This window comes from Nocardia sp. NPDC058497 (assembly GCF_042720195.1).
In the GTDB taxonomy this organism is placed as follows: Bacteria; Actinomycetota; Actinomycetes; order Mycobacteriales; family Mycobacteriaceae; genus Nocardia.
On the sequence record NZ_JBHXMY010000059.1, the window covers coordinates 2,872 to 18,015 of the forward strand.

Genomic DNA, 15,144 nt, shown 5'->3' on the forward strand with positions numbered 1-15,144 from the left:
CTCCGCCGCTCTAGTGGCCGCGCCGCCCCTCCCCCGCCCCCCCCCGCCTTTGGTCGTTGACGGGGTGCAGGAGTCACACGTTGAGCATGCGACGGTTGAGGTCGCGGCGTAACACCTCTTGTGAAGGCAATCTATCCAGTACCCGCATCACTGCCGGTCGTAGTTCCTTTTTCTCGTCGTCGCTGAGCAGCTCGACGAGATCTCCCAGATCCATGTCATCGAAGGCTCCTGTCATACCCATCAGCGTACGTGCCCAAACGCGCCTGGGAAGGGCATTCGGCCGACATTTACAGCCGTTTCACGTACACGAAACGCTAACGGCCGCTAGGATTTTCGCGCCGTACACGCGCAACTGCCCGGTCGCTGCCCTTACGCTGCCGCACTATCTACTGCGCCCGGATCGCCGGCTCCTTCGCCCGCCCCGACTGCTCCACGACCCGCACCGAGATCTCGGCGGGCGGCGCGGGCTGATACGGCGTGAACCGCTCCAGCGAGCCCCAATCCCGGCCAAGATCGTGATCGAGATAGGTGGGGACAGTCTCGGCCTTCAGCAGCAGGCCTGTCCACCCGAGCGGGCCGCCGCCGATGTCGTCCTGCCAGGCGTTGGCGGCGTCCGAGCCGACCCGGTCGGGCAGAATCCGCCAGTTCGGGGCCTCGGCGACGCCGTCGTGGTGGTCGAACGGGCGCTGGCAGGGGAAGGCCAGACCGACGTGCCAGTCCAGCAGCACCGGGTCGGTCTGCCCGACGACGGAGTCGAGGGTGGCCAGCTTCGGCAGCCGCGGCGGGGTCACCGCGAGCCACTGCTTCTGCGTGATGTCGTTGTCGGTGGCGACCAGCCGGACGGCGTTCACCCCGTCGGGCAGCCGGTCCAGCGGCACGCGCAGGTTGCGCCAGGACGGCGCGGGACCGATGTCGAGCGGTTCGACCGAACCGGTCACCGTGACCTCGCCGTCGGCGGCGCGGGTGCCGTACTCCAGGCGCAGGCCCTGGCCGTAGTGCACGACGCCGTCGGTGTCGACGTAGCGGATGCGGCCCGCGGCGGTGACTACGAGTGCCTGGTAGGCCGGATCGTCGCGCACGGTGTCGAGGTCGAGGCGGTACCACTGCGAGGTCAGCTTCGCCTGCTGCTGCACGCCGTCCTGGTAGGAGCCAAGGACGGGTGTGCGGGCCGGGTCGAGGCCGAAGGGCAGGGCGACGGTGCTGCCGTTGAGGCCGGGCTCGGTGCTTGTCCCGCCGCCGGTGCCCGCGCCGGTGGTGTTGGTCGTCTTGTTGGCCGAGTCGGTGTCGACCGAGTTCGCGCCGCCGACGACGGTTTCGTCGGCATCGGCGGTGAGGTCGGCGGCGACGCCGTTCGGGGTGAAGCCGGTGGATTCGGCGCTCAGTCCGTCGGCGGGGGCGCCGGTGTAGGGGGTGAGCAGCGAATCGGCCGTATTCGTCTCCACCAGCACGTCGTTGGCGAGGCCGCACGTATTGCCGCGCAGCGACTCGATATTGGACTTCGCGATCGAGTAGGCGGGGTACTGGGTGACGGCGCCCTTGGCCATCGACGCCACCTCGAACAGCACGAGCAGCGCCGCCGCGATGGTCAGCGGCATGGTCGCGAAGCGGTCGAAACGCGACGGCGCGGACGGCGTGCGGTAGGGATCGCGCAGATGGAAATACAGTGCGACCAGCAGTGCGAGCACGGACAGTCCGAGGAAGATGGTCGAGACGCCCTTGCCCGCCACCAGTGGCGCCTTGTCCCAGAACGGCACGCCGAAGCTGGACACGTACCACCAGCCGTTGGAGCCGGTGAAGGTGATCGCCAGCACGAACAGCACGGCCGCGGTGAACAGCGCGCGATTGCGCGGAGCGCGAATGCCGTTGGCGCCGACCGCCACCGCCGCCAGCGCGGCCAGGGAACCGGCGAGCCCGGCGTACACGCCGAAGTGGTGGGTCCACTTGGTCGGCGTCCACATCATCAGCAGTAGCGCGCCGAACACGATGCCGAGGATGCGCACCGACGGGCCGCGGGAGGTGCCGGGGATGCGGCCCTTGCGCAGCACCTGCAGGATGCACACGAGCAGGCACAGCAGCATCACCAGGACGCCGAAGCGCCGGGCCAGCGAGCCGTCGGGGGAGAGCATGAACAGCGAGTCCCAGCGGGTGCGTTCGTCGAACCAGGCGACATTGGGGCCGACGAGGGTGCGGACTCGGGTCGCCTCCATGACGGTGGCCATGGTCTGGTCGGCGAAGACGATGATCAGCACGATCGTGCCCGCGGCCAGGCCGGGAGCGAGGAGCGCGGCGTAGCGGAAGATCTTGGCGCCCAGCGAGAGTCGACCGCCTGTGCCTGTACCTGCGGCGCTGCTCGTACCCGCTGCGCTGTCAGCAGTCGCTGCGGTGCCGGCAGCCGCCGCCTTGCTCGCGCCCGCTGTGGTCGTCGCATCCGCAGCTTCTGCTCGGCGGCTGCCCGCGGAATCGCTGTCTGCGCCGCCGAATTCGTCGGCGGCGATCCGGCGCGGCAGCACACCCTGCGCCCGCTTGATGATGATCATCAGCACCGGCCGCGTCCCCGCGATGAGCGCGGCGATGCAGATCAGCCCGGTCGGGCCCGCGGCGAGGGAGAACGCGGCCACCAGGATCGCCAGTGCCGCCGGCAGCAGCCGGGCGGTGGCGATGGCGCGTTCGATCAGGCACCAGGTGAGCAGCGCGCCCGCCGCGATCAGCGGTTCGGGGCGAAGGCCGTTGTCGTAGGGCAGCCAGAACGCCAGGAACACCAGCCCGGCCGTCCACAGCGCCACCTTGTCGCGGCGCACGCGAGCGCCGAGGCGGGGCAGCACCTCCCGGCTGATCACCGCCCAGCACACCAGGCCCGCGGCGAGGGCTGGCAGGCGCATCCAGGGGCTGGCGTCGGAGACCTTGGTCATCCAGGCGAGCAGTTCGTAGGACCAGCCGAACGGCGCCTCGGGGACGCCGAACCAGCGGTAGTAGTTGGCCATGTAGCCCGATGGGCCGGAAGCGCGGGCCATATTGAGGATGTAGCCGTCGTCGGAGGTGTTGGCGCCGATGACATGCCAGCCGAGCAGCGTCACGACGACGACCACGTCGGTCGGGGTGATCCGCCACCAGTGCCGGGGCAGGAAACGGCGGGCGCGACGGCCGTCGGAGGTGTCGAGCAGGTGCAGGGCGATCAGCGCGATGACGGTGGCGATCGCGGCCGCGATCATCGTCACCAGCTTCAGCGTCGTCGGCGTGGAGGTGAACCGGGAATCGATGTCGGCGTGCACGCGGGCACCGGTGAGCGCGGCCTCGTCGAGATCGGTGAAGACGCCGACGATCTGGGGGCGCTTGTCGACGGTGACGGTATTGCGGAACGGGCTGCCGTCCTCGCGCGTCACCCCGGCGAACTCGACGGTGGTCGCCGCGATGGTGGATTCGATCGTGATGCGCTCGCAGTTCGCGATCTCGGCGATCGGCGCCGACAGCATCGGCACATCGCGCGCCTGCACCCCGAGCACACCGTCACGCACGGCGACGGTGAGTCCCTTCCGGTTCTGGCCCGACGCGACCGGGATGGTGCTGACCAGGGTTGTCGCCCCGGTCTCCGGCAGGTCGCGCAGCATCGTGCACGGCAGTCGCGCGTCGAGCCGCTGCGGAACATAGGAGACGAGCGGTGCTTCGACACTGGTCGCGCCCGCCTGCGGCCAATCCAGGCTCGCGCGGTCCTGCCGCACCGGCAGCAGCGGCGTGAGCAGGGCAAGCACGAACCCGAGCAGCCCGCAGACGAGGGCGATCAGGCGGTATCGGGTGAACGCTCGGTCAGATCGCAGCACGGGGGTTGATGCTAGCCATCGAACCTGTGCGCCGGGTCATCCCGTCTTGCGGTCGCTCCAATCGAGCTGGGCTTTGGCCCAGTCGGGGATCTCGGCGTCGGGGCGGGGGAAGGCGGCGAATTCGGCGCGCAGATCCTCGACCGAGAACTCCGGCATCCAGTCCGCGACGGTGCCGGTGGAGTAGGTCGCCTTGTAGCGGGTGGGGCCCGCGATGAAGATCTCGGCGCTGAGCCAGGCGCCGACGGCCGGGTCGTAGGACAGGCGCTTGTGATCGGTGAAGTACTCGAGCACCTCGACCGGCGGCACCAGATTGGTGACCGAACCGTCGCGCTCCTTGATCTGCACGCCTGCCACGGTGTGGTCGCCGACCTGCAGCGACCAGAGAAGGGCGAACTTCTGGCCCGGCGCCAGCATGGCGATCGCGGCGTCGACGACGGTCTGCTCGATCTGACCGACCGTGTGCAGCTCTTCCCTGGGGGAGGGCTCACGTTCCTGACGGTGCGGGCGAGTCAGCAAGAGATCGATCCGCTCCGATCTGCTGAGCGTCATAGCTATACCTCTGCATCCGTACCGATCAGCACTACCAAAACTGATTTCGGTCGGCCGAACTTGTCAACATTTCGCAGCGTACTCGCCCCGCGACGCGAACCGCGCGGTTTGTTGACGCTGACCGGGCATATTGTGGTCTATCGCGCTCCCGCACACCAGTAGCTATCGGGTGTCAATCAACACATGGGCGTCTGACCAGGGGATTCAGGCGGCCGAAGCGCGCAGCGCGAACCAGCCGTCGATCGGGTCGGCGAAACCGTGATAGACCAACGGAATGCGCTGGTCGATCTCGAAATACCGGTAGACAGCCAGCATCGCCTGGCGTACCGAATGGGACTGGAAGTCATCGATGCGGCGCGGGCCGATGCGGTGTTCGGGCAGCAGTTCCAGGCGCATCAGCTCGGCGGGGTCGTCGACGTCGAGACCCCACGGCTCCGGTTCCTCGATGAGGTGGTCGTGCAGCACGGTGCGCGCGGTGGGCGGATCATGGCGACTGCCGGTGAACGCGACGCGCTCGACGCGGGCGAGGCCGCGGGTACTCAGCGGCGTACGGACCGCCTCGATCAGGTCGATCATGTCGACATCCGGTTTAGGTTCTGGTTTTCGTCCGGCGACCGGCGCTTGTTCGAGCATATGCAGCACCTGCCCACCGCGAACCAGCGGTTCGGGTACCACGAAGAAGCTGATGCTCGGGCAGTCGCAGTGCATGCCGGTGAGGCACACCCGCGTGTGCAACGGATCGGACATAAGTCCTCCTCCGGTAGCGGGTCGCCGGGACCCGTGACGTGCAGGATCGAAGATTCCAACGCCATCCGCCGTGGTACTCGCCCGCCGGCGGCGACCATGCCGCACATGTCAGTGTAGTGCCGTCGAGCGGCCTGGACGGGGGATGCGGCGTATCCTTACTTCATTCCATCAGTAAGGAGATCGGCATGGATGCATTGGCTCGACTGACGTCGAAGGGGCAGATCACTGTCCCCAAGGCGGTGCGTGACGCGCTGGAACTACACACTGGTGACAACGTGCACTTTCGCGTGGAGGGCGAGGTGGTGGTGCTGGCGAAGACTCCGGATCTCCTGGACCTCGCCGGCAGTGTGCCCGTTCCGCCGCAGGTTCGCGGCCGCTCTTGGGACGAGATCCGCGACGCCGCGTGGGCGCGGCAATGGCGGGATGGGGAGTCTTGACCATCTATCTCGATACGAACGTTCTGGTCCGCCATTTCACGCAGGATCCACCGGATATGGGTCGGCGCGCGACGGCTCTGCTCGCGGAGTCCGAAGAGCTCTACCTGCCTGATCTCATCGTGGCGGAGACGGTGTACGTGTTGCAGAGCGTGTACCAGGTGCCCCGGCCAGAGGTGGCCGCGCTGACGCGAGCGATTATCGGTTCACGCAATGTCGCGACGGATGATCCGGCCGTCTTGATCCGCGCCGTCGACGTCTACGAACACCACCGTCTGTCGTTTGCCGACGCCTATTTGGTTGCCCTGGCCGAGGCCGATTCGGGGTCGGCGATTGCCTCGTTCGACAAGGGCATCGGCAAGGTTGGGACGGTGCGACGCATCGAGCCAGGGCTCAGCGGCGCACCGTGATCAGGGTGAAGGGGCCGATGTCGGTGGTGGTGAAGGCGGGGTCGGTGAAGAGGGTTTTGGGGAAGGCGACGGTGTAGCGCTTGACGTTCGGGTCGTTGGGGTAGACGTCTTCGGCTAGGCGCAGGGTGTAGGTGTCGCCGTCGCGGCGGAAGAGGAAGGCGTCGGGGGCTCGCCAGGGAGCTGCCGACATGGCGTCGAGGAGGGCGGGGGCGGAGTCGAGTTTGCTCCAGGCGGCGATGGTGGCGGCGCGGTCTTTGAAATCCGACAGTGGGTTCGCGTAGTGCGAGGTGAGGGCCTGGAAGCCGAAGTAGGGGTAGAAGGACAGGAAGCTGGTGTCGGCGGTGAGGACGACGGTTTCGTCTCGGGGGCGGCCGGTTCGGTCCAGCAGGGCCTCATCGATCGCGTGGTAGTAGGCCACCGCTGAGGGCTTGCGCTTGTCGGCGCGTTCGCCGAAAGTGCCGTCGGCGTTGGGCACATCGGTGGGCACCGTGTCGGTGTAGGCGGTGTCGATCTCGTGGGTGAGCACGGTCGGGATGTGCTGGGCGAAGGCGAGTGCGCCGAGCACCGCCACCACGCCCGCTGCGGTGCGCACCGGGGTCGAGTCGTTCATCGCTCGGTAGACCAGGGCCGTCAATTCGACGAAGCCGAAAACGCCTGCGGCGGCGAGCAGGGCGAGCAGCACCGGCTCCAACCGGAACGACAGCAGCGTGGTGCCCGCGGCGGTCGCGGCCATCGACAGCAGCGTCCACAGGTAGATCGCCACCACCCCGAGTCCCAGCGACTGGGCCCGGCGCGAGGTTCCGGCGCGCAACACCAGCCACAGCACCCCGAGCAGGCACAGCGCACCGCGCAGCGAGAACTCCAGCATCGGGAAGGCCAGCTCGGCGCCCGACTGCGGCAGATAGTGGAAGGCGTTGCCGGAGGGCAGTTTCGCCCCCGACAGCATCTTCAGCAGATACGGCGCCCACACCACCAGCGCGAGCACGGCGGCGATGGCCCCGATGACGACCAGCTTGGTCAGCGGCGCGATCGCCGACCGCCACGGCGCCGGACCACCGACGGCACGCGGTCCGCCGACCCGCGGCCGCAGGTCTTCCTTGCGCGTGTACACGGCCACACCCGCCGCGACCACGGCCATCAGCACCAAGGTGAACGCCACGATCGCCAGGTACAGCGTGTAGAAGCAGGCGGCGACACCGAGGAACAGTCCGGTGCCGAGCACCGCGCCCCACCCGCCCGTCGACCGGTGCAGCGCACCCCAGGCGAGCACGAGCACCGGCGGAATGAACACGACCAGCACCGCGCCGTAGGCCTCGGGGGAGGCGTAGGCCAGCGTCATGGCGGTGACAGCCGCCGCGGCGCCGACCGCGAGATCGGCCCGCACCAGCTGCGTCCACAGCACCAGCGCCACCGTCGCGGCAATGGCGAGCAGCCCGATCGAGTACGGCTTGAACACTTCCCAGCCGTCCATGCCGAGCACATTTCCGACCCGCCCGCCGATCCAGAACCAGCCCGCCGGATAGAACGGCGGCAGATCGACATAGGTCATATCCCGCAGCGCCGCACTGTCGGTGAGCCGCGTCAGATACTCGGTGCGAAACTCCTGATCCACCGAGACACCGAACAGATACAGCTTGGTCGCCGCCAGCGGCATACCGAGCGTCACCGTCACAAAGCTCGAAATACCCACCCAGGAGGCCAGTTTCGCCACCACCGGCCACTTCCGCAGCCGGATCAGCAGCACCGAAACCACCAGCAGCGCGATGGCGACGACCTGGCCGACCGTAGTCAGCGCCCTAGTCACGTTGGAGGAGTTGAACGCAGGCCACTGCACCGCCGAGAACGCGAACAGCCCGACCACGGCGACAACGAGCGCCACCAGCGCCGCCGCAACGCCCTCACCGACCCCGGCCCCGATCCTGCGCCCCGCCCGCACCTCATCGTTGGTCGTCATCGGCGCGCAATCCTCCGGCTCCACTCAGCTCCACGGTCCGGGCCAGCCTAGTGGAGTCGACTCGAGCCGTCGGGTTCTCAGATCCCCAGTTCCAGCGGCCCGTCGTGGACATTGACTTCGCGCAGCTCGGTCGCGAACCTGGTCGCGGTGACGAAATCCTTGTCGTCGTGGACGATGGTCAGGTTGTGATTCACGGCGGTGGCACAGATCATCAGGTCAACGGCCGATAGCGAGTTCACGCAGCCGCCCTGTGCTGCTCGGCGTTGGATAGTGCGGATCCACGAACCAGCCGATTTCGGGACCGCCGCATCGCGCGTCGTCTGATCGAACAGCGTCGTGAATTCGTCGTACTCTTCGAGATTTCGAGCTGACCGAAAGAACTCCGTTCGCTGTGGATAGCACGATCGCAGCGCGCCATCTGCGATGACGTCGCGCCATGTGTCGCTGACGGGACCGCCGCGCAGCATGCGCCACATCGCCGACGAGTCGATCAGATATCCGGTCACCGTCGGTAGGCCTCTTTGGCGGCGCGGTGGGCGGCTTCCATACCCTCGATGTCCCAGCCTTGTGCGAGCTCGATGGCTCGGTCATACGCTGCGACCCGGTCGCGTCGCTCGTTGTATTCGTCAAGGGCGGCGGCGACCGCGGCAGTCTTCGTGCGATGACCGCCAAGACGTTTGGCCTTCTCCAGCGACTCATCGTCGATGTCGATATGCGTTAGCGACATGTCAGTACTCCTGTACATGATCTGGCCTTCGCCATCGCCTAAATTGTACATATCTTCCCCACCCTCTCCGCTAAACGAAACTGCCGCACCGTTAGCAACGGTGCGGCAGTGATTCGGAGCGGGGTCCCGACTAGATGGGGAGCTTCCGGAAGATCGGGCGCGGCACGTGGCGCAGGGCCGACATCAGGAAGCGGGCCTCGCCGGGGGCCCAGACGATCTCGGTGCCCTTCTCCGAGGCGGAGACGGCCATCCGGGCGACGTCCTCTGGATCTACGGTGAGCGGGGCTTCCTTGGAGCCGGTGGCCTCCCAGTGCGCCTTCGTCGCCGAGGTGCGCACCTGCATCGGGCGCACGACGGTGACGCGCGGGCCGTGCGGGCGCAGCGCCTCGCCGAGGCCGAGGTAGAAGCCGTCGAGGCCGGCCTTGGTGGAGCCGTAGACGAAGTTGGAGCGGCGAACGCGCTCGCCGGCGACCGAGGACATGACGATGATCCGGCCGTGGCCCTGCGCCTTGAACTTCTCGCCGACCAGCACGCCCACCGACACACCGGCGGTGTAGTTGATGCCGACGGTCATGACCGCCTTGCGCTGGTTCTGCCACAGCTCCTCGGCGTCGCCGAGCACACCGAACGCCACGATCGCGACGTCGACGTCACCCGCGGCGAACGCGGCGTCGACGACCTTCGGGTGCGAGTCGGTGTCGAGCGCGTCGAAGTCGATGACGTCGACCTGGGTCGCACCGGCCGCCTTCAGTTGCGCGACGGCGCCCTCGAGCAGCGGGTCGCCGGGCAGGTTGGCCAGGACGATCCGGGCCGGGCTCTTGCGCAGGTACTCGGCGCAGATCGCGAGACCGATCTCGGAGGTGCCGCCGAAGAGCAGAATGGTCTGTGGGTTGCCCACTGCGTTGATCACTGGAGCTCCAGCCTCCTGGCCATATCGGACATGAAAACGCCGGTCGGGTCGACGCTGCGGCGGATCTTGATCCACTCGTCGATCCGCGGGTACATCTTGTGGAACGCTTCCGCGCTGGTCCGCGAGTCCTTCGCGGTGTAGAGGCGGCCGCCGAACTCCATCACGCGCCGGTCCAGATCGGTGACCAGCTCGTTGAGGCCGCGGCGGATGGGGAAGTCGACGCAGATGTTCCAGCCGGGCATCGGGAAGCTCAGCGGCGCCGCGTTGCCCTCGCCGAACAGCTTGAACACGTTGAGCGCCGAGATGTGCCCGGACGCCTGGATGTCGATGATGATCCGCTTGAACTCTTCGACGGCCTCGGTCGGCACGACGAACTGGTACTGCAGGAAGCCAGCCGAACCGTAGACCCGGTTCCACTCCGCGATCATGTCGAGCGGGTGATAGAACTGCGTCAGGTTCTGGACCTTGCCGGTGTAGGTACCGCCCATGGCGTAGTACGCCTCGCCGACAGCGCCGAGCGAGAGGCGGTTGGCCGACCAGCTCGGGAAGATGTTCGGCACCGTCAGCAGCTGCGGCGCGTCGAACTTCAGCGGGTTCTTGCGCAGCTTCTTGGGCAGCTCGTCGACCTTGGCCAGCCGGCCGCGGGTCAGGCAGGCGCGACCCAGCTTGGGCAGCGGGTTCATCACGTCGAACCACGCGCTCGAGTAGGTGTAGTTCGCCTCGCTGCCGTCGCTGTGCACCGCGACGGTCTCGTCCAGCGTGGAGGTCTTCACGCCGTCGTTGAGGAAGTAGGCCGTCTCCGTCGGCGCCATCTCGACGGTGGCGCGCAGGATGATGCCGGTCAGGCCGTTGCCGCCGACGGTGGCCCAGAACAGCTCGGCGTCGGCGGTCGGCGAGATCGTGCGCACAGAGCCGTCGGCGGTCAGCAGGTCGATCGAGCGGACGTGGTTGCCGAAGCTGCCTTCGCTGTGATGGTTCTTGCCGTGGATATCGGAGGCGATGGCGCCGCCGATGGTCACCTGGCGGGTGCCGGGTAGCACGGGGACCCACAGGCCGAACGGCAGCGCGGCCTTCATCAGCTGGTCCAGGCTCACGCCGCCGTCCACGTCGACCATGCGGGAATCGCGGTCGATGCGGTGGATGCGGTTGAGCGCGGGCATGTCGATGACGAGCCCGCCCGCGTTCTGCGCGTGGTCGCCGTACGAGCGGCCCAGGCCACGGGCGATCACGCCGCGTCGCAGGTGCGCCGGCTTGGAGTCGTTGTCCTCGGCGACCATGCTCACGGCCTTGACGATCAACTCGGGATCGCTGGTCGAGAGCACTTCGGCGGAGGTGGGTGCGGTGCGACCCCATCCGGTGAGCGTGCGCGTGCGCGTAGGCAGCGCAAACGCACCGTCGGTGGTGGTCGGAATGTTCTCGGACATCGGCTAAGAGGCTACATGCATGGCGGGAAACGCGACCGGTCTCGTAGTCTTCCTCACGTGCAAGCCCAACCGCATCTGCCGCTTCCCGCCGAGATTCCCCTGGTCGACGAGCCCGGCGGAACCGACGTAGACCTGAAGACGCAGATCGTGCGGTTCACGCTGACCGGCGGCCTCTCGGCGATCGTCGACTACGGCATCTACAGCCTGCTGCTGAACCTGGTCGGGTGGCCGGTGAGCCTGGCCAAGGCCATCAGCTTCGTCGCGGGAACGACCACCGCGTACCTGATCAACCGCCGCTGGACGTTCAAGGCCGAACCGAGCAGGGCGCGCTTCTTCGCCGTTGTCGCGCTCTACGCGGTGACCTTCGCCGTGCAGGTCGGCATCAACGCGGTGCTGTACTTCGCGCTGCCCGACGAGTGGTGGCGGCAGCCGCTCGCGTTCGTCATCGCGCAGGGCACCGCGACCGTCATCAACTTCGTCGTGCAGCGGCTGGTGATCTTCAAGATCAAGTAGTCAGCTGGCCTTGGCCGCTGCGGGTGCAGGCTGCTTGCCCGCCTTGACGCCGAAGTAGTCGCCACCCTTGGCCCTGACACTGTCGGTGCCCCACTCGCGGCGATCCCGCGCGACCGGCACCATCTGCGGAATGTGCTTGCGGCAGTGGATATAGGCTTCTTCCACGTCGACGACGATCCACACCTGCGATGACTTCCCGCGTTCAGGGTCTGGCAGATCGCCGACGGTCTCGCGTAGCTCACTGTCGGCAACCATGCGGGCCTTACCGTTGATGTGCAGCCCGATCAGGTCGCGAACGAAGTCGATCATCAAGATCCCCACGTGCGGGTTCTCGAGTATGTTGCCGAGGCTGGCCATTACCCCGTTACCTCGATATTCGGGGTACGCAACCGTGCGTTCGTCGATGACGTGCAGGAATCCCGGGGTACCTGCCCGGAAGCTGGCGTCACATTCGCCGTGCGAGTCGGCGGTGGAGATGAACGCCATGTCCATCCGCGCGACGAATTCGACCATCGACGGGTTCAGGTAGTCGATCACCTGGTCGTCGTAGAAGCGTTCGGCCCTGTCCGTGGTGCCCAACGTGTCCTGAAGCTCGTGCTCTCCGTCGCTGCCGACGTGTTTTCCGGGCATCGGGGCCCCCTCTGCTAGCCGAACCGGGTGATGCGGGTTTCGCGCCGAAACCCCCGCCTGTGACCGCGATCTCACCCAGTCTAGGGGAGCATCACCAGTTATGGGGCGTGTCCATTGTTGCGAATGGTATGAAAGCCGGGTTTGCGCAACGGTTTCCGGAGTGGACTGATCAGGCCGGTCCTACCGTCACCGGGACGCCGTTGAAGACGGCGGTGCCCGACACCGCGTCGACCACCGAATCATCGGTCAGCACATTGGCATTCACGCCGGCGTGCGCGAGCGCGACCGATTGGGTGGTGCTCGCGCCGTGTCCCCAGCCGTGCGGCAAACTCACCACGCCCGGCATGATCGTCGGCGTCTGTTCGACGTGAACCGTCAACGAGCCAGCCGCCGAACTGATTTCGGCCAGCTCGCCGAGGCCGAGCCTGCTCGCGTCGTCGGGATGGATCTGCAGCGTGCACCGGTTCGATCCGCCGACGAGGCCCGGGATGTTGTGCATCCAGCTGTTGTTGGAGCGCAGCTGCCTGCGCCCGATCAGCACCATCTCCGGTGCGCTCGCCGCGAGTCCGGCACGCAGTCTGGTGACGTCGGCGAGCAGCTCCGGCGGTGCGAGTTCCACCTTGCGCGACGCCGTGCGCAGCACGCCGGGCAGGCGCGGTCGCAGCGGACCGAGGTCGATGCCGTGCGGGTTGGCGAGCAGGGCGCGCAGGCTCAGCTCGCCGCCGTTCCACGCGCCGTACGGGCCGAGCTTGAGCATCAGGTCGATCCGCTGTTCGGTTGTGTCGGTGCCGTCGAGCTCGTCGCGCCGCTCGCTCATCCCCGCCTTGTGCAGCATGCCCGAGATGACCAGCTCGTCGATCATCGCGATCGGGCTGTCCGCGCCGGTGCCGGCGTGCGGTTGCCCGCTGACGGCGGCCGCGAGCCGCGCGATCACCGCCGATTCGGAAGGACGGCCGTCGAGCGGAACCAGGGGAGGCGAGTACCGGGTGTAGTTGCGCACCGCGAACTGCAGCAGCGCGAAGTCGTAGTGCGACGACTGCACCGAGCGCGGCGGCGGCAGGATCACCGACGCGTGCCTGGTCGTCTCGTTGATGTACCGGTCGACGCTGACCATGAACTCCAGCCCGGCCAGTCCGCGGTCGAGCCTGGCGCCGCTCGGCGCGGACAGCACCGGGTTGCCCGCGACCGTGACCAGGGCTTTGATCTGTCCCTGACCGGGGGTTTCGATCTCGTCGGCGAGGGTGGCGACGGGCAGTTCGCCCATCGTCTCCGGCAGTCCGCGCACCCTGCTGGTCCAGCGGCCCGGCCGGAACGGCCTGGTGCGCGGGATGCCGCCCGCCGCCGCGGTGGCGAACATGGCGCCGCCGGGGGCGTCGAGATTGCCGGTCAGCGCGTTGATCGCGTCGACCAGCCATTGGGTGAGGGTGCCGAACTCGGCGGTGCAGGTGCCGATCCTGGCGTAGACGGCGGCCGTCGGCGCCGCGGCGAGGTCGCGGGCCAGGGCGCGGATGGTGTCGGCCGGGATGCCGGTGCGCTCGACGACCGCTTCCGGGGTGAACTCCGCGGCGGCGGCGCGCAGGTCGTCGAGGCCGTCGGCCTCGATCCGCACGTCGGTCAGTTCCTCGGCGAAGAGCGTGTGGACGACGGCGAACAGCAGGTAGGCGTCGGCGCCGGGGCGGATGAACAGGTGCTCGTCGGCCAGCGCCGCGGTCCTGGTCGCCCTCGGGTCGACGACGACCAGCTTGCCGCCGCGGGCACGCAGCGCCTTCAACCGTCCGGGGAAGTCCGGCGCGGTACACAGCGAGCCGTTGGATTCGAGCGGGTTGGCGCCGAGCATCAGCAGGAAGTCGGTGCGGTCGAGATCGGGCACTGGCACGGTCAGCGGGTCGCCGAACATGAGTCCGGCCGCGACCTGCTTGGGCATCTGGTCGGCGGTGCTCGCGGTGTAGATGTGCCGGGTGCTCAGCGCGCGGATCAGGGCGGGGAGATAGAGCGCGCCCGCGACGGTGTGGGCGTTGGGATTGCCCAGGTAGACAGCGGTCGAGCCACTGCCGTGCGCCGTGACGACCTCGGTGAATCTGGTCGCGATCAGGTCGAACGCCTCGTCCCAGCTCGCGGCGCGGAAGCCGTCGCCCTCGCGGATCAGCGGGGTGGTGACCAGATCGGGGTCATCGTCGAGCTTGCCGAAACTCGCGCCCTTCGGGCACAGGAAGCCCTTGCTGAACGGATCGTCGCGATCGCCGCGCACCGAGACCACCCGGTCGGCGTCGTCGAGCGTGATCGCGAGACCGCAGACGGCCTCACACAGCGGACAGGTGCGCAGCAGCGTTCGCGGAGCCATGCCCCATCCTTACGCCGTCCGGCGCACCCGGGTTCGAAAACGCCGAAACCCGCGATGGGTGCGTTCCGCCGGGGCGCTATACCCATGTTGGTCTCTCGCGAAACAGGTTTGGCCCCAACACTATTGGGGGCACGGAGAAAGGTCGGATCGTCCTATGATCACCAGGGAGGGGGGTAGCGGGGGGTTCTGGAAGGGAACAATGCGTACTTTCAAGCTTGCCACCGGGGCCACTGCCCTCGTCGCCGCCGCGATCACCCTTTTCGCGGGCACCGCGTCCGCCGCGCGGACCGCCGACGCGGTGGGTGGCACCGACACCATCACCGTCTCCATCAACAACACCGACGACGCCTGCTGGTCCGGGACGGTGATGGTGGACGAGATGTTGCAGAGCGCCATCCTCTCCAAGGAGAAGCCGTCCGCGGTGCTCGCGAACATCGAGGCGGGCAACCACCGGGTGCGGGTCCACCTCTACGTCGGTGAGGGCGAGTCCTGCAGCGTCAACAGCCCGGCCGTCGAGTTGCTGGACAAGACCGTCGCCGTGGGCGACGCGGCGGGCAACCCGATCCAGGATCTCCTCGATTCGGGCAGTGCGGCTCTCGGCCTGAAGTAGGCACTGAAGAAAGCTCGGGCCGGGTCGGACTGGGTCACTGGGTGGATCGACCGCCGCCCGGCCCGAGCTTTTATCGTCAC

General features: G+C 67.7%; 15 protein-coding genes. 4 read left to right on the forward strand and 11 right to left on the reverse strand.

From position 1 onward, the window contains the following. Positions 1-73 precede the first annotated feature (73 nt). The 4 genes from ACFWPJ_RS06825 to ACFWPJ_RS06840 form a co-directional block, all read right to left on the reverse strand. Positions 74-235: a hypothetical protein gene (locus tag ACFWPJ_RS06825; RefSeq protein ID WP_189032574.1), complete on the reverse strand. Its 162-nt coding sequence runs from the start codon at positions 233-235 to the stop codon at positions 74-76. A 151-nt stretch (positions 236-386) separates the two neighbouring features. Continuing rightward, positions 387-3,815, reverse strand: a complete 3,429-nt coding sequence (locus ACFWPJ_RS06830) for an arabinosyltransferase domain-containing protein (RefSeq protein ID WP_378848105.1) — start codon at positions 3,813-3,815, stop codon at positions 387-389. Positions 3,816-3,851: 36 nt separating this feature from the next. Then, complete coding sequence (locus tag ACFWPJ_RS06835; RefSeq protein WP_378848108.1) at positions 3,852-4,364, reverse strand: hypothetical protein; 513 nt, start codon at positions 4,362-4,364, stop codon at positions 3,852-3,854. Between the two features lie 204 nt (positions 4,365-4,568). Next, positions 4,569-5,111 (reverse strand): hypothetical protein, encoded by a 543-nt coding sequence (locus tag ACFWPJ_RS06840; RefSeq protein ID WP_378848110.1) that lies wholly within the window; start codon positions 5,109-5,111, stop codon positions 4,569-4,571. A 185-nt stretch (positions 5,112-5,296) separates the two neighbouring features. Here ACFWPJ_RS06840 and ACFWPJ_RS06845 point away from each other — a divergent pair, with 185 nt between their 5' ends. Both ACFWPJ_RS06845 and ACFWPJ_RS06850 read left to right on the forward strand, forming a co-directional pair. Continuing rightward, positions 5,297-5,548: an AbrB/MazE/SpoVT family DNA-binding domain-containing protein gene (locus ACFWPJ_RS06845; protein WP_378848113.1), complete on the forward strand. Its 252-nt coding sequence runs from the start codon at positions 5,297-5,299 to the stop codon at positions 5,546-5,548. Beyond that, entirely contained in the window at positions 5,545-5,955 is a 411-nt protein-coding gene (locus tag ACFWPJ_RS06850) for a PIN domain-containing protein (RefSeq protein WP_378848116.1), read from the forward strand. Before ACFWPJ_RS06845 ends, ACFWPJ_RS06850 begins: the two co-directional genes overlap by 4 nt. Here the strand turns inward: ACFWPJ_RS06850 and ACFWPJ_RS06855 are convergent. The 5 genes from ACFWPJ_RS06855 to ACFWPJ_RS06875 form a co-directional block, all read right to left on the reverse strand. Next, entirely contained in the window at positions 5,939-7,909 is a 1,971-nt protein-coding gene (locus tag ACFWPJ_RS06855; RefSeq protein ID WP_378848118.1) for a galactan 5-O-arabinofuranosyltransferase, read from the reverse strand. The two genes, ACFWPJ_RS06850 and ACFWPJ_RS06855, sit on opposite strands and share 17 nt — an antisense overlap. Before the next feature lie 77 nt (positions 7,910-7,986). Next, positions 7,987-8,415 (reverse strand): PIN domain-containing protein, encoded by a 429-nt coding sequence (locus tag ACFWPJ_RS06860; protein WP_378848121.1) that lies wholly within the window; start codon positions 8,413-8,415, stop codon positions 7,987-7,989. Then, a complete protein-coding gene (locus ACFWPJ_RS06865) occupies positions 8,412-8,636 on the reverse strand; it encodes a type II toxin-antitoxin system VapB family antitoxin (protein ID WP_378848123.1) in 225 nt (74 codons plus the stop codon). The genes ACFWPJ_RS06860 and ACFWPJ_RS06865 overlap by 4 nt, the downstream gene beginning before the upstream one ends. Positions 8,637-8,766: 130 nt before the next feature. Next, positions 8,767-9,546, reverse strand: a complete 780-nt coding sequence (locus tag ACFWPJ_RS06870) for a decaprenylphospho-beta-D-erythro-pentofuranosid-2-ulose 2-reductase (protein ID WP_378848126.1) — start codon at positions 9,544-9,546, stop codon at positions 8,767-8,769. After that, on the reverse strand, positions 9,543-10,970 hold the full coding sequence (locus ACFWPJ_RS06875) for an FAD-binding protein (protein ID WP_378848127.1): 1,428 nt from the start codon (positions 10,968-10,970) through the stop codon (positions 9,543-9,545). Before ACFWPJ_RS06875 ends, ACFWPJ_RS06870 begins: the two co-directional genes overlap by 4 nt. A gap of 15 nt (positions 10,971-10,985) precedes the next feature. On the opposite strand from ACFWPJ_RS06875, the gene ACFWPJ_RS06880 reads away from it, so the two are divergent. Continuing rightward, complete coding sequence (locus tag ACFWPJ_RS06880) at positions 10,986-11,483, forward strand: GtrA family protein (RefSeq protein WP_378848130.1); 498 nt, start codon at positions 10,986-10,988, stop codon at positions 11,481-11,483. Here ACFWPJ_RS06880 and ACFWPJ_RS06885 read toward each other — a convergent pair whose 3' ends face one another. Together ACFWPJ_RS06885 and ACFWPJ_RS06890 are read right to left on the reverse strand one after the other, a co-directional pair. After that, the gene (locus tag ACFWPJ_RS06885) at positions 11,484-12,113 is read right to left on the reverse strand and encodes a pyridoxamine 5'-phosphate oxidase family protein (protein WP_378848133.1); all 630 of its coding nucleotides are present in this window, start codon (positions 12,111-12,113) and stop codon (positions 11,484-11,486) included. Positions 12,114-12,282: 169 nt separating this feature from the next. Next, entirely contained in the window at positions 12,283-14,454 is a 2,172-nt protein-coding gene (locus tag ACFWPJ_RS06890) for a molybdopterin-dependent oxidoreductase (RefSeq protein WP_378848136.1), read from the reverse strand. Positions 14,455-14,653: 199 nt separating this feature from the next. Here ACFWPJ_RS06890 and ACFWPJ_RS06895 point away from each other — a divergent pair, with 199 nt between their 5' ends. Beyond that, entirely contained in the window at positions 14,654-15,064 is a 411-nt protein-coding gene (locus tag ACFWPJ_RS06895) for a hypothetical protein (protein ID WP_378848137.1), read from the forward strand. Positions 15,065-15,144 lie beyond the last annotated feature (80 nt).